Below are 18613 nucleotides of genomic sequence, written 5' to 3'. Positions count from 1 at the left end.
AACCCCTGCCCGCAGTATTGTCGGGGCCAGGCGGTTATAAAATGTTTGCTTTTAATCCCGTCCATTCGGGCAACGGTATTCATATTGGGGTTAATCACTCAAATATCAAGCCCCACTCTCATTTCTTTTCTCAATCTGCACCTCTCTGATCAGCATCATCAGCTCCTGAGTTTCCTCAGAGCTTAGCCCTTCCTGCGCCACCTTGGCCTGCAATTCCTCGATGCGCTGCTTCAGGAACAGGTTGATGAAACCGACGAAAGTATCCTGCAATTCTCCCAGAATATCGGGTTCCTGGTCGAGCTTTACCTCTTCAAACAGATCGTGCATCGCCAGCTGGGCCAGGATCTCTCCCTCTTTGGTACCGCGCCAGTGTTCCAGCAGGATACCCGTTGTCACCCCGGGCTGAGTCAGGATCTGCTGATGCAGTTGCAGCAGGAACTGGATCCCCTGCAGACGCAGGCCAGCCAGCTCAGGCATGGCCGGCAGCTCGGCGGTGATCGCCGGATATTGCACCATCAATGCCAATGCCCGGCGCAGTGGTGTCAGCTTGGCCGCCTTGGGCTTGCTCACCTCGGCCTTCGGCTGACTGTTGCGGGCAAAAAGTTCGGCGATCCGCTGCTTGTTTTCGCCCCAGCGCATCATGCTGGAGAGCCGGGTGATCAACCCCTCGCGGGTAAAACCTTCCGGCACCCGGCGGATCAGATCCGCGGCCTTGTTGGCCACTTCGAACTTGCCGGCCTCACCGGAAAGAGCCGCATCGCGCCCGAGACGTTCGAACATGAAATCGGCAAACGGCTGAGCCTGGTCGAGCAGCGCTTCGAACCCATCCTTGCCGATCTGGCGCACCAGGGAATCGGGATCCTCCCCATCCGGCAGAAACACGAACTTGAGTTCACGGCCATCCTGCAGATGGGACAGCGCGTTATCCAATGCCCGCCAGGCCGCCTCACGGCCGGCGTTATCGCCGTCGTAGCAGCAGACCACCTCGGCCGTGGTGCGAAACAGGGTATGGATATGGTCGCTGGTGGTCGCGGTTCCCAGCGCAGCCACCGCATAATCGATGTCGTACTGGCCAAGCGCCACCACATCCATATAGCCTTCCACCACCAGGATCCGGCGCGGATCCTTGTGTGCCTGTTTGACCTCATAAAGGCCGAACAACTCCCGCCCTTTGTGGAAGATGGGTGTTTCCGGCGAGTTCAGATACTTGGGCGTCCCCTCCCCCAGCACCCGGCCACCGAAACCGATGACCCGGCCACGCTTGTCACGGATCGGGAACATGATGCGATCGCGAAAGCGATCATAGCTGCCGGGCCCGCTGTCACGAGTGATCAGCATGCCGCCCGAGATGAGCAACTGCTCGTGCTCCCGGCTGGCGCCAAAGCGCCGACGCACCTGATCCCAATCGGCAGGGGCATACCCAATGTTGAATCGCTTGACCACTTCACCGGTCAGACCGCGCCCCTTCAGGTATTCCACCGCCTGCGGCGCGTTCTTGAGATTGCTCTCGTAGAAACGGGCAATCTGGTTCATCAGCTCGAACAGATCCTTGCTGACCGCTGGTTGGCTGCTGCTAGCCCCACCTGTTGTTTGCTCACGGGGGACCTGCATGCCGTGCAGGCTGGCAAGTTCTTCAATGGCATCGGGAAATTCGAGCCCGTCATACTCCATGACAAAGCCGATGGCATTGCCGTGAGCGCCGCAACCAAAGCAGTGATAGAACTGCTTCTCCTGACTGACGGTAAACGAGGGGCTTTTTTCGTTATGAAAAGGGCAGCAAGCCTGGTAGTTCTTACCAGCTTTCTTCAGCCGCACCCGCGAGTCGATCAACTCGACGATATCGGTGCGTACCAGCAGATCATCGATGAAGGATTGTGGGATCCTGCCTGCCATAACCGTCCTGTTTCATTGCATAGAAAATAAAAAAGCCGCGCATTCCCAGGGAAGCACGGCTTCTTTGACCAAACAAGAGAGTTGCCTGTTACGCCAAGCGGGTTTTCACCTGAGCACTGACGGCGCCGACATCGGCACGCCCCTGAATTTTCGGCTTCAAGACAGCCATGACTTTGCCCATGTCAGCCATGACGGCAGCACCACTTTCAGCGATGGCTTGCTCAATCAGTGCGGCAATTTCGGCTGCGGTCAGCTGTTGCGGCAGGAACTCCTGCAACACAGCGATCTCGGCGGACTCTTTATCGGCAAGATCCTGGCGACCGGCGGCCTCGAATTGACTGATGGAATCACGGCGCTGTTTGACCATCTTGGTCACCACAGCGAGGATATCCTGATCATCGAGCTCGACACGGGTGTCAACTTCACGCTGCTTGATTTCAGCCATCAACAGACGGATCGCACCCAACCGCTGCTTGTCTTTGGCAAGCATGGCGAGCTTTTGCTGATCCTTGAGTTGATCCTTCAGAGACACGGCATGATCCCTTGATTAGTACAGGCGGATACGACGTGCGTTTTCGCGGGACAGCTTCTTGGCGTGACGCTTAACGGCGGACGCTTTGGCACGCTTGCGAATGGTAGTCGGCTTCTCGTAGAACTCACGGCTACGAACTTCGGACAGGATACCGGCTTTTTCGCAAGAACGCTTGAAGCGACGCAGAGCAACGTCAAACGGCTCATTTTCACGGACTTTGATTACTGGCATGTGCCTTTCACCTCAGTGATAAATTGTTAGCTGACCTTCAATCGATCAGCATGTCTTAAAATGGTGCGAAATTATACTCTGGACAGGGAATGAAAGTAAACCCGCAGAGATCGCTCTGGTTTAAAAAACCCGCGAAGGTTACCATAGCCGTCTCATTTTAGCAGTGAAATTTTTTAGCAATGCGTGTATTGGGCATAGAGACATCCTGTGACGAAACCGGGATCGCGATCTTCGACGATCAAAAAGGGATCCTTTCCCACCAGTTATACAGCCAGGTCAAGCTGCATGCGGACTACGGCGGCGTCGTTCCCGAGCTGGCCAGCCGGGACCATGTGCGCAAGACGATCCCCTTGATCCAGGCGGCGTTGCAAGAGGCCGGACTGGGCAAGGATGACATCGACGGCATCGCCTATACCGCGGGCCCGGGTCTGGTTGGCGCCATCCTGGTGGGGGCCACCATAGGCCGCTCGCTGGCGATGGCATGGAACAAGCCAGCAATCGCCGTGCACCACATGGAAGGCCACCTGCTGGCGCCCATGCTGGAAGAGAAGGTTCCCGAGTTCCCCTTTGTGGCGCTCTTGGTCTCCGGCGGCCACTCCATGCTGGTGCGGGTCGACGGTATCGGCAGCTATCAGCTGCTGGGCGAGTCTATCGACGATGCCGCCGGCGAGGCGTTCGACAAGACCGCCAAGCTGATGGGTCTGGACTATCCCGGTGGTCCGCTGCTCTCCCGCTTGGCTGAGAAAGGCCTCAAGGGCCGCTTCACCTTCCCGCGTCCCATGACCGACCGCCCCGGGCTCGACATGAGCTTCTCCGGCCTCAAGACCTTTGCCGCCAACACCATCGCAGCCAATGGCGACGACGAGCAGACCCGTGCCGATATCGCCAGAGCGTTTGAAGACGCGGTGGTCGATACACTGGCCATCAAGTGTCGCCGCGCCCTGAAGGAGACCGGTCTCAATCGCCTGGTGGTGGCCGGCGGCGTCAGCGCCAACCGTCACCTGCGCGCCCAGCTGGCCGAGCTGATGGAGAGCCTCAAGGGGGAAGTCTTCTACCCACGTACCGAATATTGCACCGACAACGGCGCCATGATCGCCTATGCCGGCATGCAGCGCCTGAAAGCGGGCGTGTTCGAGCCGCTGGCCGTGAAGGCCGTGCCGCGCTGGCCGCTGGATACGCTGGATCCGGTTTGATCCTGTGGATCCAGTCGACATGAAAAAGGGGCCATGGGCCCCTTTTTGTTTTGCCTGGTAAGCATCTTCGCTCACTCGCAGCCATTAGTTGGTGCGGAACAGCGCCTCGATGGAGAGCCCCTGCCCCAGCAGGATCTCCCGCAGACGGCGCAGTCCCTCCACCTGGATCTGGCGCACCCGCTCCCGGGTAAGGCCAATCTCGGCCCCCACGTCCTCCAGGGTCGCCGGCTCATAGCCGAGCAGACCGAAGCGACGGGCCAGCACCTCACGCTGCTTGGGATTCAGCTCTTCCAGCCAGTGCACTATGCTGGCGCGCATGTCGTCATCCTGCGACTCCAGCTCAGGGCCCATGCCGCGCTCATCAGAGAGCACATCCAGCAGCGCCTTGTCGCGATCGCCACCAATTGGGGTATCGACCGAGGTGATCTTCTCGTTGAGCTTGAGCATGCGGTTCACATCATCCACCGAGCGATCGAGCGCCTGGGCAATGTCCTCGGCGGTCGGTTCATGATCGAGGCGATGAGAGAGTTCGCGCGCGGTGCGCAGGTAAACGTTTAACTCCTTGACCACATGAATGGGCAGACGAATGGTACGGGTCTGGTTCATGATGGCCCGCTCTATGGTCTGGCGGATCCACCAGGTGGCATAGGTGGAGAAGCGAAAGCCGCGCTCCGGATCGAATTTTTCGACCGCGCGGATGAGACCGAGGTTGCCCTCTTCGATGAGATCCAGCAGTACCAGACCGCGGTTGTTGTAACGACGGGCGATCTTGACTACCAGTCGTAGGTTGGACTCGATCATGCGCTTGCGGGCGGCTTTGTCACCCCGCAAGGCACGGCGAGCATAATAGACTTCCTCTTCAGCCGTGAGCAGGGGGGAGAAGCCAATCTCCCCGAGATAGAGCTGGGTGGCATCCATCACCTTGTTCAGTTCAGGTGCCATCAGCTCATCGGAAATCGTCTCTTCGGCCTCGGCCGCAACTTCCTGTATCTCTTCTTCTTCCTGACTCTCCAGCTCTTCGTCGAACTCTAACTCTGCATCCTGCATTACCAGTTGTTCTTGGCTCATGGCGTGTCTCCCTGACCTGCACCAGAGTAAGACTTAACTCTCTGGGTCTAACGCTTTGGCAAATGGCTCATCGGGTTGATCGACTTGCCTCTGTACCGGATTTCAAAGTGCAATCGCACATCCGGCGCGTCCGTGCTACCCATGTTGGCAATGACAGATCCGCCCTGCACCGAATCCCCTTCCTTGACCCGCAGCTCATCGTTGTGAGCGTAGGCTGAAAGGTAGTCATCATCGTGCTTGAGGATGATCAGCTTGCCATAACCCCTTAGTGCGCTACCCGCATAGACGACCTTGCCGCCGCTCGCCGCGTAGATGGGTTGCCCCTTCTGGCCGGCGATATCTATGCCCTTGTTCCCCTGTTCCGCAACAGAGAAACCCTCGACGATCCGGCCTTTGGTCGGCCAGTGCCAAGAAAGTCTCGACTGAGGCTTATTGTCGTTTTTTTGTTCTTTTGCCTGAGCGTATTCTTTTGAAGATGGCTGAGCAACGGTTTTTTGTTTGATGAACGGAGTGGTCGTACCTGACGTCGCCGGCGCCAGGGGTTTGGGACCACTGCTCTGGCTGACCACCGGAGCGGTCACCGGCGAGGTCGCCGCCACCATCTGGCCACTGCTCGCCCCGGAGGACTGCACGTTCAGCACTTGCCCCACCTGAAGGGCAAAGGGGGCTCTCAGATTGTTGTTCTGGGCCAGGGTCTGATTCGACATGCCGAACTGGCGACCAATGCTGCTCAGGGTATCACCGGGTCGAACCTGATAGGTGCCCGCGCTGCGTGCCACCGCCATGGTGCTGCCGGAGGCGTCGAGCCGGATCTGCTGACCCGGATAGATGTTGTAGGGGGGACTGATGCCATTGAGGCTGGCCAGCGAGGGCACGTCATTGCCCGAGTTGAAGGCGATGGAGTAGAGCGTATCCCCTTTCTTCACCGTGTAGCTGTTGCCCTGAATGGTGGGCTGGGCCGCCATCTGGCGCGCCGGAATAGTAGAAACGAGACCGTCATTGCCCAGTCCCTGGACGGGGGCGGCGGTCTTGCTGGAAGCGCAAGCAAGCAACAGCCATGACAACACGACGACACTGCTTCCTTGCCAAATACGCGAACGCATAGTGGATCCTCAACGACTAAACCAGAAATAGGCCACGACGGCCAAACCAATACAGAGCCAACCCAGCACATCCACATAGTGCATCAGCTTGCGCTCCATCTTTTCGCCACCCCAGCGCATCAGACCCGCCACCAGGAAAAAGCGCATGCCACGCCCGATCAGCGAGGTCACGATGAAGGGCAGCAGTGCCATTTGCAGCAGACCAGCCGTCACGGTAAACACCTTGTAGGGGATCGGCGTGAAGCTGGCAATAAAAATCACCCAGATACCCCACTGCTGGAACCACTGCTCGGCCACGGCAATCTTCTCCTCATAGCCGACCGACGCAACCAGCGGCTGGACGACAGGCTCCCACAGGGCATAGCCGAGCAGGTAACCCACCAGGGCACCCAGTACCGAAAACAGGGTGGCGAGCGCGGCATAGTGCCAGGCCCGCCGGGGTTTGCCGAGTGCCATGGGGGCCAGCATCACATCCACCGGGATGGGCCAGAACACCGACTCGATGAAGGCGGTGATCGCCAGATACCAGGGGGCATACTTGTGGCGCGCCCACTGCATCACCAGCACATAGAGGCGGGAAAACAACTTCACTCGACATCTCCGTCAATCAGGGGAACAAAACGGACCGGCTCCAGGATCCGGCTGGTGAGCTGGGAGCCCGACCGCTCGATCAGCTGCAGGGTCTGCTGGCTATCCCCCACCGGCAACACCAGCCGGCCACCGTCGGCCAGCTGATCGGTGAGGGCCGTCGGCACCTCGCTGGCGGCCGCCGTGACCAGAATGGCGTCAAACGGTCCTTTATTGGGCCAGCCCAGCCAGCCATTGCCGTGCTTGGCGGAGACATTGTGCAGGTCGAGCTGGCGCAGCCGGCGCCGGGCCTGAAACTGCAGCGACTTGATCCGCTCCACCGTGTAGACGTGCTCCACCAGATGAGCCAGCACCGCCGTCTGATAACCCGATCCTGTGCCAATCTCCAGCACGTGGGCCGGGTTGTTCTGGATCAGCAGTTCGGTCATGCGCGCCACCATGTAGGGCTGCGAGATGGTCTGGCCGTGACCGATGGGCAGGGCCGTATTGTCCCAGGCCTTGTGGGCCATGGCTTCATCCACGAACAGCTGGCGCGGCACCTTGGCAATCGCCGCGAGTACGCGGAAATCGCGAATGTCCTGCGCGATCAGCTGGTTTAACAGGCGCTGTACTATCACACCTTCATCCCTGCAGGTCCAACCAAGCCCCCAGCCCCGCCAGACTGCTGTAGGCAGTCATATCGATGGTCAGGGGGGTGATCGAGACGTAGCCCTGCTCGATGGCGGCGAAATCCGTGCCTTCGCCCGCATCTTGCTGGCTGCCGGGGGGGCCGATCCAGTAGATCGGCTGGCCGCGGGGATCCTCGGTGCAGATCACCGACTCCGCCCGGTGGCGGTTGCCAAGGCGCGTCACCCTGATCCCCTTGATCTGGTCGAGGGGCAGGTCGGGCACATTGACGTTGAGGATCTGATCGGCAGGCAACGGGTGCACCATCATGCCTTTCACCAGCAGGGCCGCGTAGTGGGCCGCCGTGGCGAAATGGGTTTTGCCTACCAGCGAGATGGCCAGCGAGGGGAATCCAAGGTGGCGCCCCTCGGTCGCGGCCGCCACCGTGCCCGAGTAGATGACGTCATCCCCCAGGTTGGCACCGTGGTTGATGCCGGCCACCACCATGTCGGGTTCCGGACGCACCAGCTCGTTGACGGCCAGGTGTACGCAATCGGTCGGCGTTCCCTTCACCGCATGATATCCGGTTTCGGCGATGCGGGTGACCCGCAGCGGTACTTCCAGCGTCAGGGAGTGACTCGCCCCGCTGCGATTGCGATCCGGCGCCACCACGATGACCTCGCCGCAGGCGGCCAGCGCCTCGCTGAGAGCACGGATCCCCTCGGCATGCACACCGTCGTCATTACTGACCAGAATTCTCATCGGACTGATTCCTGAAACCATGATCGGCCTCTTCGGCCTGCATTAACTCGCGCACCACGCTGGTGGCAAACGCCCCGGCCGGCAGGAAGAACGACAGGGTCAGCACGGCCCCTTCCAGCTGCCAGCTCATGGCCTGCGGCTTGAGCAGCAAGGGACGGCGATCCTGATCCAGCCCCGCCTTCTCCAGCCCCTCGCACCAATCGCTATAGGGTGCCAGCACCGCCTGCTCGAACTCGGCGGCGGCGCCCTGGCTGGCAGAGCGACCACGCCCCCACTGGGGCGCGGTGAGCTGCACGTCGCCGGAGGCGAGACGCGCCTCCAGCTCGGGCGTCACGCTCTCTTCGCTGAAGATGGAGTGGCTGCCTTTGAGCATCACGCAGTCGCCAGCCAGCAGCTGATGGGCCAGCCCCTGCTCGATGCGGGCGCTGACGATGGCGTTGAACAGCATGCTGCGGGCGGCGGAGAGGTAGAGGGAGCGCTTGTTGCGATCCTTGATCCGCTTGCCGGCAAACATCGCCTTGGCCGCCTCCAGATTGTTGCCACCGCGGCCGAAACGCTGCTCACCGTAGTAGTTGGGCACGCCCTGATCGGCGATGGCCTGCAGGCGGGATTCCAGTCCCTCGGCATGTTCCAGCGCGGTGAGGCGCAGGGTGAAGTGGTTGCCCTTGAGATAGCCGACCCGCAGCTTCTTGTTGTGGCGTTTCACCTGCAGGATCCGGATGCTGTCGCTCTCGATAACGGAAAGATCAGGTTCTGCCTTGCCCGGCAGGTGGATACCGAACCACTGTTCGGTCACCGCGTGGCGATCTTTCAGCCCGGCCCAGGTCACCGCATTGCGGGCAACCCCGGCCGCATCTGCCAGCAGGCCCGCCACCCAGGCGGTGTTCTCGCCGGTTTTGCGCACCTGGACGAAGATGTGCTCACCCTCGCCGCAGGGTTCAAACCCGAGATCTTCATTGACCACGAAGTCGGCGGCTTGCGCCTTGAGGATGCCGCGGGCAGTGGGCGCCCCGTGCAGGTAGGCCAGTTGTTCGAGCATTATTGTTTCACCAGTAAGACGACGGCTTCAGTGGCGATCCCTTCCTTGCGCCCCGTGAATCCAAGCTGTTCGGTGGTCGTCGCCTTGACGTTCACCCGGTTCAAATCACATTGCAGATCGGCGGCCAGCACGGCACACATGGCGTCGATGTGGGGCGCCATCTTGGGCGCCTGGGCGATGATGGTCACATCCAGATTGCCGATGGCATAACCCGCCTTCTGCACCCGGGCAAACACGTCACGCAACAGGATGCGGCTGTCGATGCCCTTGAATTCGGCCGCGGTATCGGGGAAATGGCGGCCGATGTCGCCGGCGCCGATGGCCCCCAGCAGGGCATCGCTCACCGCATGCAGCACCACGTCACCATCGGAGTGAGCCAGCAGGCCCTGTTCATACGGCACCGCCACCCCGCCCAGCATGCAGGGGCCAACCCCGCCAAACTTGTGTACATCAAAACCATGTCCAATCCGGATCATGCCAGCTCCTCTGTGGGTGAATCGGGTCGCGCCGGCCGGCGCGCGTCCTGTTGCTGCAAATAGAGCCCCGCCAGGGAGAGATCCTCCGGCCGGGTCACCTTGATGTTGTCGGCCCGCCCTTCCACCATCCGCACCGGGAAGCCGACCCGCTCCATGGCGGAGGCCTCATCCGTGATGGTGGCCCCCAGCGCCAGCCCCTCCTCCAGCGCCCGCATTAGGGGGCCGGTGGGGAACATCTGCGGGGTCAGGGCGTGCCAGAGCTCCTCGCGCTCGACGGTGGCGAGGATGTTGCCGGCGGCGTCGGAGCGCTTCATGGTGTCGCGCACCCGGCTGCCGAGGATGGCTCCGCCACAGGCCATGGCGGTGGCGATGAGGCGATCGAGATCGCCGTGGGTCAGGCAGGGGCGGGCAGCGTCATGCACCAGCACCCACTCCCCTTGCGCCACGTGCAGCGCATTGAGCACGGAGAAGGCGCGTTCGGCGCCCCCTTCCACTCGCAGGATCCTCGGATCGGCGGCCACGGCCAGGGTGTCGAACCAGCGATCATGGGGAGCCAGTGCCACGATGACCTGACCGATGGCCGGGTGGGAGAGCAGCCGGGTCAGGGTGTGCTCCAGAATGGTCATGCCCGCCAGCTGCAGATACTGTTTCGGGCACTCGGCCCCCATCCGGCTGCCGATGCCGGCGGCCGGCACGATGGCGGTCAGTCCGCTGTGATGATCAGTCATCGTAGGCTGCGTCTCCGGAACTGGAGCCCTTGTCTTTGTCCTTGGGAATGATGCGGTAGAAGGTCTCGCCCTGCTTGATGTAGCCAAGATCGTTGCGCGACAGCTCCTCGATGGCTTCCAGGCCCGAGGTCAGATCGTCGATCTCCCGGTAGATCAGGTTGTTGCGGTCCTTGAGAACCAGATTGTCCTGCTGCTGCCGGGTGATGGCATCGGACAGCTCACGATAGTCAGACAGGCCATTCTTCCCCAGCCAGAGGTCGTATTGAAGCCCTCCCAACAGGAAGAGCAGGATAAGAGTGAGTAGCCGCATGCACTGAGTCTCCTTCAAGCGGCCTAGTTTCCCATATTCGCAGGCAAGACAAAAGAAAGCCTGTGTCCCGGATGGGTTCGGTCGGAACAAAAAATCCAGAATCCGGGGATGGGGGTGACACAGACGAAAAAGCCCCGCCGGATGGCGGGGCTTTGTGAAGCAGGAGAACAGGCGACGATTAAGCCTGGTTCTTCACTTCTTTCAGACCGCGGAACGGAGCCTTGGCACCCAGGGCTTCTTCGATGCGGATCAGTTGGTTGTACTTGGCAACACGGTCAGAACGGCTCATGGAACCGGTCTTGATCTGGCCAGCAGCGGTACCCACGGCCAGGTCGGCGATGGTCGCGTCTTCGGTCTCACCGGAGCGGTGGGAGATGACGGCAGTGTAGCCAGCGTCTTTGGCCATCTTGATGGCAGCCAGAGTTTCGGTCAGGGAACCGATCTGGTTGAACTTGATCAGGATGGAGTTGGCGATGCCGTTGTCAATACCGCGCTTCAGGATCTTGGTGTTGGTTACGAACAGGTCGTCACCCACGATCTGGATTTTCTTGCCCAGTTTCTGGGTCTGGTAGGCGAAGCCTTCCCAGTCAGATTCGTCCAGGCCGTCTTCGATGGAGACGATCGGGAACTTGGCAGTCAGCTCTTCCAGGAAGTCGGAGAAACCGTTGGAGGTGAAGACACGACCTTCGCCTTTCAGGTTGTACTCTTTCTTCTCTGCGTCGTAGAACTCGGAAGCAGCGCAGTCCATGGCCAGGGTCACGTCGGTGCCCAGCTTGTAACCGGCAGCAGCAACGGCTTCGGCGATCACTTCCAGCGCTTCGGCGTTGGATTTCAGGTTCGGAGCGAAACCACCTTCGTCACCAACGGCGGTGTTGTAGCCCTTGGACTTCAGCACTTTGGCCAGGTTGTGGAACACTTCGGCGCCCATGCGAACGGCTTCTTTCAGGGTCTTGGCGCCAACCGGCTGGATCATGAACTCCTGGATGTCGACGTTGTTGTCGGCGTGCTCACCACCGTTGATGATGTTCATCATCGGCAGCGGCATGGAGTAGACACCCGGGGTGCCGTTCAGCTCGGCGATGTGGGCGTACAGCGGCATGCCTTTGGCAGCAGCGGCAGCTTTGGCGTTGGCCAGGGAAACAGCCAGGATGGCGTTGGCGCCGAACTTGGATTTGTTCTCGGTACCGTCGAGGTCGATCATGATCTGGTCGACAGTGGCCTGGTCCTTGGCATCTTTACCCAGCAGCGCTTGAGCGATCGGGCCGTTGACGGCTTCGAGGGCTTTCAGCACGCCTTTACCCAGGAAACGGCTCTTGTCGCCGTCACGCAGTTCCAGCGCTTCGCGGGAACCGGTGGACGCGCCAGACGGAGCGGCTGCCATACCAACAAAACCACCTTCCAGGTGAACTTCGGCCTCAACGGTCGGGTTACCACGGGAGTCGATGATTTCACGACCGATCACTTTAACGATCTTGGACATGTGTATTTCCTCAGGTTTCGTAAAAAAACAACAAAAATATGCCAAAAAAAGCGGCTGTGGCACAGGGCCCCAACCGCATTTATTTTCAATTACTTCAGATTACGCTTCTGATACTCGCCCGCCGCCTTCACAAAACCGGCGAACAGGGCGTGGCCATCACGAGGAGTCGAGGTGAACTCCGGGTGGAACTGCGCGGCCACGAACCAGGGGTGATCCGGGATCTCGATGATTTCCACCAACTTCTTGTCGGCGGAGAGACCGGTCACTTTCAGGCCCGCTGCTTCGATCTGCGGCAGCAGCTTGTTGTTCACTTCATAACGGTGACGGTGGCGCTCGTAGATGGTCGGGCTGCCGTACATCTGACGCACCTTGGAATCTTCCACCAGGTGGCAGAGCTGGGAACCCAGACGCATGGTGCCGCCCAGATCGGACTTCTCGGTCCGGGTCTCGACGTTGCCTTCGTCATCCACCCACTCGGTGATGAGACCCACTACCGGGTAGGCGCAATCTTTCTTGAATTCGGAGGAGTGAGCCCCGGCCATGCCGGCCACGTTGCGGGCAAATTCGATCATGGCAACCTGCATGCCGAGACAGATGCCGAGATACGGGATCTTGTTCTCGCGAGCATACTGGGCCGCCAGGATCTTGCCTTCCACGCCGCGCTCGCCGAAGCCACCCGGCACCAGGATCGCGTCCAGACCTTCCAGCAGCTCGGCGCCACGGGTCTCGATGTCCTGGGAATCGATGTACTTGATGTTGACGGAGAGACGGGTCTTCAGACCGCCGTGCTTGAGCGCCTCGTTGACGGACTTGTAGGCATCCGGCAGGGAGACGTACTTGCCCACCATGCCGATGGTCACTTCTGCAGTTGGGTTGGCCTCTTCATAGATGACCTGTTCCCACTCGGCCAGATCGGCCTCCTTGCACTCGATGCCGAAGCGCTCGGTGATGTAGGAGTCCAGGTTCTGGGATTTCAGCAGCGCCGGGATCTTGTAGATGGAGTCGACGTCCTTCATGGAGATGACGGCACGCTCCGGCACGTTGCAGAACAGGGCGATCTTGGCACGTTCGTTGGCCGGAATGGCGCGGTCGGAACGGCAGATCAGCACGTCCGGCTGGATACCGATGGAGAGCAGCTCCTTCACGGAGTGCTGGGTCGGCTTGGTCTTCACTTCGCCGGCGGCGGCCAGATAAGGCACCAGAGTCAGGTGCATGAACATGGCGTTGTTGCGACCCACTTCGGCAGCCAGCTGACGAATGGCTTCGAGGAACGGCAGGGACTCGATATCGCCCACGGTACCGCCCACTTCGACGATGGCAACCTGATGGCCTTCGGCACCGGCAATCACCCGCTCTTTAATGGCGTTGGTGATGTGCGGGATCACCTGAATGGTGGCGCCCAGATAGTCGCCGCGGCGCTCTTTGCGCAGCACGTCGGCATAGATGCGACCGGTGGTGAAGTTGTTGCGGCGGGTCATCTTGGTGCGGATGAAACGCTCGTAGTGGCCCAAGTCCAGATCGGTCTCGGCCCCGTCCTCGGTTACGAACACTTCACCGTGCTGGGTCGGGCTCATGGTGCCCGGATCCACGTTGATATAGGGGTCCAGTTTCATGATGGTCACATCCAGACCACGGGCTTCCAGAATGGCTGCCAGAGAAGCTGCGGCAATGCCTTTGCCGAGGGATGAAACAACGCCACCAGTTACAAAAATATATTTTGTCGTCATGCTGAACCTGAAAGAAGTTTAGGGAATTTTAAGGGGTGCTTCGGGGATGAAGCAGGACGGGGAAACAGTATACCAAAACCCCCTCTCCCAAACAATGAACAAAAATCTATCAGGCTCCCGGCGCCCCCATCTTGCGCCAAATCAACTTTGTTCGGTTTCCTTGGCCTTGACCCAGGCGGCATCCAGCTTCTCGAGGCTGCAGTCGGTCATTTTCAGCCCTTCCGCGGCGATAAACTGTTCAACCTGACGAAAGCGGCGTTCGAACTTGGCGTTGGCGCCCCGCAGCACCTGCTCCGGGTCCTTGCCGAGATGGCGCACCAGATTGACGGTGGCAAACAGCAGATCGCCGAGCTCGTCGCTCACCCGCTCTTCATCCACGTCGGCCATCAGCGCCTCTTCCATCACCTCGTCGATCTCCTCGTGGATCTTGTCCACCACCGGGCCCAGCGTCTTCCAGTCAAAACCGACGGTGGCGCAGCGCTTCTGGATCTTGGCGGCGCGGGTCAGGGCCGGCAGCGAGAGGGGGATGTCGTCAAGCACGCTCTCTTTATCGAGCGCCGCCCGCTCCTTGGCCTTTTCCGCCTCCCAGTTCACCTTCACCGCCTGCTCGTCGCCGAGGTTGGCATCGGAGAAGACATGGGGGTGGCGACGAATGAGCTTCTCGCTCACCGTGTCGACGATGTCGGCAAAGTCGAACAGCCCCTGCTCCTTGCCAAGCTGGGCATAGAACACCACCTGGAACAGCAGATCCCCCAGCTCCCCTTTCAGCCCCTGCCAATCTTCGGTCTCGATGGCATCGGCTACCTCGTAGGCCTCCTCCAGGGTGTGCGGCACTATGGTCTGGAAGCTCTGCTTGAGATCCCAGGGGCAGCCCCCGTGCGGGTCGCGCAGTTTGGCCATAATCTCGAGCAGTTGGGGCAGGTCGTAACGTTGGGACATGGGAAGTTCGCTTTTCTTGATGCTACTGGGAGAAAACAGTGACCGACCTGGCGGTCGGTCACGAGTGCAGTGTTGCGTACGATCAGAGGCGCTTGGCGCTGATCACGTCGTTGAGCTGGCTCAGCTTGGCCAACGCCCGGTTGAAGGCGTTGATGTTGTAAATTTCCAGCTCCATGTCGATCTCGGCGGTCTGCTCGCGCACGTTGGAGCGTGAGCGCACCCCCATCACGTTGATCTTCTCGTTGGCAAGCACGGTGGTGATGTCGCGCAGCAGGCCGGATCTGTCGTTGGAGAGGATGCGGATGGTGAGACCGTAACCGCCGGAGTAGTTCTCCCCCCATACCGCGTCGATCAACCGCTCCGGGTTGCGGCGCGACAGCTCTTTGAGTTGCTCGCAATCCTCCCGATGGATGGATACGCCGCGCCCCATGGTGATGAAGCCCTGGATGGCATCCCCGGGGATCGGCTGGCAGCAGCGGGCGATGTGGGTCATCAGGTTGCCGACCCCTTCCACTACGATGTGATCCTTGGGCTTGTGGCGGAACGGCGCATTGGCCTTCTGCTCCAGCTTCTCCAGCAGGCGGCGATCTTCCTCCTCCGCCGTCGGCTTGTTGTAGCAGGTGTCCAGGTAGTTGATCACCTGGTTGATGCGGATGTCGCCGCTGCCAATGCCGGCCAGCAGATCGTCGGTGCTCTCCAGATTGAAGCGGCGCAGCATGTTGCCCTTGTCGATCTTGGCCATGCTGAGGTTGTGGCGATCCAGCTCCTTGTCGAACAACTCGCGCCCGGCAACGATGTTCTTGTCCCGATCCAGCTTTCTGAACCAGGTGGCCACCTTGGCCCGCGCCCGGCTGGAGCGCAGGAAGCCTGAATTGGGGTTCATCCAGTCGCGACTCGGGTTCGGCTCTTTCTGGGTGATCACCTCCACCTGATCGCCGGTCTGCAGCGCATAGGTGAATGGCACGATGCGGCCGTCGATCTTGGCGCCGATGCAGCGGTGGCCGATCATGCTGTGGACGTGATAGGCAAAGTCGAGAGGCGTGGCCCCCGCTGGCAGGTCGATGACATCCCCTTTCGGAGTGAACACATAGACCCTGTCCTCGAACACCTGACTGCGCAGATCCTCGAGCAGGGAACCGCTCTCGGAGAGATCCTCCTGCCAGGCGAGCAGCTTGCGCAGCCACTCGATCTTGTCTTCGAAATTGTTGGCCTTGCCGCCGGCCTGAGCCCCTTCCTTGTAACGCCAGTGGGCCGCCACACCAAGCTCGGCATCCTGGTGCATCTGGTCGGTACGGATCTGGATCTCCACCGTCTTGCCCTCGGGCCCCACCACCACGGTATGGATGGACTGGTAGCCGTTGGGCTTGGGGTTGGCGACATAGTCGTCAAACTCGCGGGGAATGTGGTGGAAGTGGGTGTGAACGATGCCGAGTGCCGCATAGCAATCCTGCAGCCGCTTGGTCACCACCCGCACCGCACGCACGTCGAACAGCTCGTTGAACTCGAGGTGCTTCTTCTGCATCTTGCGCCAGATGCTGTAGATGTGTTTCGGCCGGCCGTAGACCTCGGCCTCGACTCCCGCCTCTTTCAGGGCATCACGCAGGGACTGCACGAACTCGCGAATGTAGCGCTCCCGATCGAGCCGCTTCTCGTCGAGCTGTTTGGCGATCTGCTTGTAGGTATCCGGGTGCAGATAGCGGAAGGCGAGATCCTCAAGCTCCCACTTGAGCTGACCGATGCCGAGCCGGTTGGCCAGCGGGGCGTAGATGTTGGTGATCTCCTGGGCCATCAGCACCCGGGTCTCTTCATCCGCCTTCTTCGCCTCCCGCAGGCAGGCGATCCGCTCCGCCAGCTTGATCACCACGGCGCGCACATCCTCGACCATGGCGAGCAGCATGCGCCGCACGTTGTCGACCTGCTCCGGCGAGGTTTCACTGCGGTGGAGGGTCTGCAGGGAGCGGATGGCCTCCATCTCCAGCACCCCTTCCACCAGCTTGGCGATCTTGGGACCGAAGTCCTCGTCCATCCGCTCCTGGCTGATGAGACCGGCTTCGACGAAGGGGTAGATGATGGCGGCCTTGAGGGTGCCGAGATCCATGCTGAGCATCAGCAGGATGCCTACCATCTCGACCCCGCGCACCAGCAGCCGGTTGGTGAGCGCTTCGTCACCGAGCGTCAGACAGTACTGGTAGACGGTTCGCAGTTGATCCTTGTCACTGTCACTCAGGGTGAGCGAGCTGACCCACTCCTCCAGGGTGAAGTTGTCTTTCAAATGAATATCGCGAACCGCAACCATGGTATCAATCCTTTAAATTATTGGGCCGAAGGCTGTCGCCCCCTCCCCTCATGAGATTGCCTCAAATGGGGATCTACGGAGAATTTTTCAAGGCATATTGTCAAGAAAAACAATAGAGTTCTCCGCCAGGCCCTGCCGATTTACAAGGGTCTAGATTACCCCAATCATGCCTGCCCAGACAGCGTTATGGACGCCACCATCGTCAGCTGACGGCTGCCCTTTCATGGCACCGCCACCACGCCCGTTTTGCCCATTACCGCCCGTCTATTTGCGCTCGAACAGCGCCATGGACTCCAGGTGGCCGGTGTGCGGGAACATGTCGAGCATGCCGAGGCGCACCAGCCGATAGCCCCCTTTCACCAGCACCTGGCTGTCGCGCGCCAGGGTGACCGGATTACAGGAAACGTAGACCACCCGTCTGGGTGAAAGTTTCACGACGTGCTCCATCACCTCGAACGCACCGGGACGGGCCGGATCCAGCAGCACCAGATCAAACCCTTCCCGCGCCCAGGACATGCCGGCGATGTCACCGCTCAGGTCCGCCTTGTAGAAACGGGCGTTCTCGATGCCATTGCGACGGGCGTTCTCTTCGGCGCGCGCCACCATGGCCAGCTCCCCTTCTACCCCCACCACTTCGCGGGCCTGACGGGCCAGCGGCAGGGTGAAGTTGCCGATGCCGCAGAAGAGATCGAGCACCTTGTCATCCTTGCCCGCCTCGAGCCAGTTCAGTGCCTGCTCCACCATGCGCTGGTTGACCGGGCCGTTGACCTGAATGAAGTCACCGGGAGCGAATGCAAGAGACAGGCCATCAAGCGAGTAGGAGGGCGCAAATTGCTGGTGCAGCGGCTCAATCTGCTCGTCGGCCGCCTGTAGATAGAGGTCGATCCCCTGCGCCTTGGCGAACTCGATCAGCTGCGCCCGATCCGCCTCGGTCGGCCGGCCGGTATGGCGCAGCAGCATCAGGATCCCCTGCTCGGCCTGGATCAGCTCCGCATGGCCCAGCTCACGCTGGCTCTTGAGGCGGTTGAGGCATTCGCGCAGCGGGGCGATCAGTGCGGAGAGCGGTTCAGCCAGCACGGGGCAGCCACTGATCTCCACCAGATCGTTCGACTGGCGACGACGAAAGCCCACCCGGGTGCAGCGGCCGTTCTTGTCGAACTTGATGGCCAACCGGCAGACCCGGCGATAGGCGTGGGACTCCCCGCCCAACACGGGCTCGAGCGCCGGGGGCTGGATGTTGCCGAGCCGCTCGAACAGGCTGACCAGGCCGGCCTCCTTGGCGGCGCGCTGATCCGCTTCGGCCAGATGCTGGGCGCTGCAGCCGCCACACTCGCGGTAGTGGCTGCAGAAGGGGGCGATGCGATTGGCCGCCGGCGTCACCACCTGTAGCAGGGCGGCGTGGGCATACTGCTTCTTGTCTTCGAGAATGCGGGCCTTGACCTGCTCACCGGGCAGCGCCCCTTCGATGAAGATCGCCTTGCCCTGATGGCGGCCGATCCCGACGCAGTGGTGATCCAGGCTGTCTACCGTAAATTCAATACGTTGGGGCTGGGTGGATTTCTTTTGGGGCTTGAAAAACTGGGCCATAAAACTTGGTGCCTATAGGTGGCTATGTCATGATTGTGGAATCTGCAGCAGGCTA

The 18613-nt window shown here is 60.6% G+C and carries 18 protein-coding genes; 1 reads left to right on the top strand and 17 read right to left on the bottom strand.

Annotation, left to right across the window (positions count from 1 at the left end; all coding sequences use genetic code 11):
• Positions 1 to 105: 105 nt before the first annotated feature.
• The 3 genes from dnaG to rpsU all read right to left on the bottom strand — a co-directional run bounded on the left by dnaG (position 106) and on the right by rpsU (position 2656).
• Positions 106 to 1893, bottom strand: a complete 1788-nt coding sequence (gene dnaG / locus ACB031_RS20385) for a DNA primase (protein ID WP_206866453.1) — start codon at positions 1891 to 1893, stop codon at positions 106 to 108.
• An 88-nt stretch (positions 1894 to 1981) separates the two neighbouring features.
• Complete coding sequence (locus tag ACB031_RS20380; RefSeq protein ID WP_017780947.1) at positions 1982 to 2425, bottom strand: GatB/YqeY domain-containing protein; 444 nt, start codon at positions 2423 to 2425, stop codon at positions 1982 to 1984.
• 15 nt (positions 2426 to 2440) lie between these two features.
• Positions 2441 to 2656 carry a 30S ribosomal protein S21 gene (rpsU, locus tag ACB031_RS20375; protein WP_005309452.1) on the bottom strand — a complete coding sequence of 72 codons (216 nt, stop codon included), beginning with the start codon at positions 2654 to 2656 and terminating at the stop codon, positions 2441 to 2443.
• 179 nt (positions 2657 to 2835) lie between these two features.
• On the opposite strand from rpsU, the gene tsaD reads away from it, so the two are divergent.
• Positions 2836 to 3849 carry a tRNA (adenosine(37)-N6)-threonylcarbamoyltransferase complex transferase subunit TsaD gene (tsaD, locus tag ACB031_RS20370; RefSeq protein WP_017764738.1) on the top strand — a complete coding sequence of 338 codons (1014 nt, stop codon included), beginning with the start codon at positions 2836 to 2838 and terminating at the stop codon, positions 3847 to 3849.
• A gap of 84 nt (positions 3850 to 3933) precedes the next feature.
• Here tsaD and rpoS read toward each other — a convergent pair whose 3' ends face one another.
• From rpoS to rlmD, 14 genes are all read right to left on the bottom strand, one after another.
• Positions 3934 to 4917, bottom strand: a complete 984-nt coding sequence (gene rpoS / locus ACB031_RS20365; RefSeq protein ID WP_005309444.1) for an RNA polymerase sigma factor RpoS — start codon at positions 4915 to 4917, stop codon at positions 3934 to 3936.
• Between the two features lie 47 nt (positions 4918 to 4964).
• On the bottom strand, positions 4965 to 6020 hold the full coding sequence (locus tag ACB031_RS20360; RefSeq protein WP_025202185.1) for a peptidoglycan DD-metalloendopeptidase family protein: 1056 nt from the start codon (positions 6018 to 6020) through the stop codon (positions 4965 to 4967).
• 9 nt (positions 6021 to 6029) lie between these two features.
• Complete coding sequence (locus ACB031_RS20355; RefSeq protein ID WP_026141142.1) at positions 6030 to 6611, bottom strand: YqaA family protein; 582 nt, start codon at positions 6609 to 6611, stop codon at positions 6030 to 6032.
• The gene (locus ACB031_RS20350) at positions 6608 to 7225 is read right to left on the bottom strand and encodes a protein-L-isoaspartate(D-aspartate) O-methyltransferase (protein WP_005309437.1); all 618 of its coding nucleotides are present in this window, start codon (positions 7223 to 7225) and stop codon (positions 6608 to 6610) included. The genes ACB031_RS20355 and ACB031_RS20350 overlap by 4 nt, the downstream gene beginning before the upstream one ends.
• Positions 7226 to 7229: 4 nt before the next feature.
• A complete protein-coding gene (gene surE / locus ACB031_RS20345; protein WP_005309435.1) occupies positions 7230 to 7976 on the bottom strand; it encodes a 5'/3'-nucleotidase SurE in 747 nt (248 codons plus the stop codon).
• Positions 7957 to 9015: a tRNA pseudouridine(13) synthase TruD gene (gene truD, locus ACB031_RS20340; protein ID WP_017764740.1), complete on the bottom strand. Its 1059-nt coding sequence runs from the start codon at positions 9013 to 9015 to the stop codon at positions 7957 to 7959. The genes surE and truD overlap by 20 nt, the downstream gene beginning before the upstream one ends.
• Positions 9015 to 9491: a 2-C-methyl-D-erythritol 2,4-cyclodiphosphate synthase gene (gene ispF / locus ACB031_RS20335; protein WP_005309431.1), complete on the bottom strand. Its 477-nt coding sequence runs from the start codon at positions 9489 to 9491 to the stop codon at positions 9015 to 9017. Before ispF ends, truD begins: the two co-directional genes overlap by 1 nt.
• Entirely contained in the window at positions 9488 to 10219 is a 732-nt protein-coding gene (gene ispD, locus ACB031_RS20330; RefSeq protein ID WP_371140144.1) for a 2-C-methyl-D-erythritol 4-phosphate cytidylyltransferase, read from the bottom strand. Before ispD ends, ispF begins: the two co-directional genes overlap by 4 nt.
• Complete coding sequence (ftsB, locus tag ACB031_RS20325) at positions 10212 to 10529, bottom strand: cell division protein FtsB (protein ID WP_005309428.1); 318 nt, start codon at positions 10527 to 10529, stop codon at positions 10212 to 10214. The genes ispD and ftsB overlap by 8 nt, the downstream gene beginning before the upstream one ends.
• Positions 10530 to 10707: 178 nt before the next feature.
• Entirely contained in the window at positions 10708 to 12009 is a 1302-nt protein-coding gene (eno, locus tag ACB031_RS20320) for a phosphopyruvate hydratase (protein ID WP_005309426.1), read from the bottom strand.
• A gap of 89 nt (positions 12010 to 12098) precedes the next feature.
• Positions 12099 to 13736, bottom strand: a complete 1638-nt coding sequence (pyrG, locus tag ACB031_RS20315; protein ID WP_005309423.1) for a glutamine hydrolyzing CTP synthase — start codon at positions 13734 to 13736, stop codon at positions 12099 to 12101.
• Between the two features lie 141 nt (positions 13737 to 13877).
• A complete protein-coding gene (gene mazG / locus ACB031_RS20310; RefSeq protein ID WP_371140143.1) occupies positions 13878 to 14675 on the bottom strand; it encodes a nucleoside triphosphate pyrophosphohydrolase in 798 nt (265 codons plus the stop codon).
• Between the two features lie 82 nt (positions 14676 to 14757).
• A complete protein-coding gene (gene relA / locus ACB031_RS20305; RefSeq protein WP_005309420.1) occupies positions 14758 to 16971 on the bottom strand; it encodes a GTP diphosphokinase in 2214 nt (737 codons plus the stop codon).
• Positions 16972 to 17235: 264 nt separating this feature from the next.
• Entirely contained in the window at positions 17236 to 18558 is a 1323-nt protein-coding gene (gene rlmD, locus ACB031_RS20300) for a 23S rRNA (uracil(1939)-C(5))-methyltransferase RlmD (protein ID WP_371140142.1), read from the bottom strand.
• Positions 18559 to 18613: the final 55 nt, after the last annotated feature.

The organism is Aeromonas sp. S8(2024) (genome assembly GCF_041403085.1).
GTDB classification, from domain to species: domain Bacteria; phylum Pseudomonadota; class Gammaproteobacteria; order Enterobacterales; family Aeromonadaceae; genus Aeromonas; species Aeromonas dhakensis.
The sequence above is the reverse complement of the archived record's forward strand: the minus strand, read 5'-3'. Positions and strand labels throughout refer to the sequence as shown.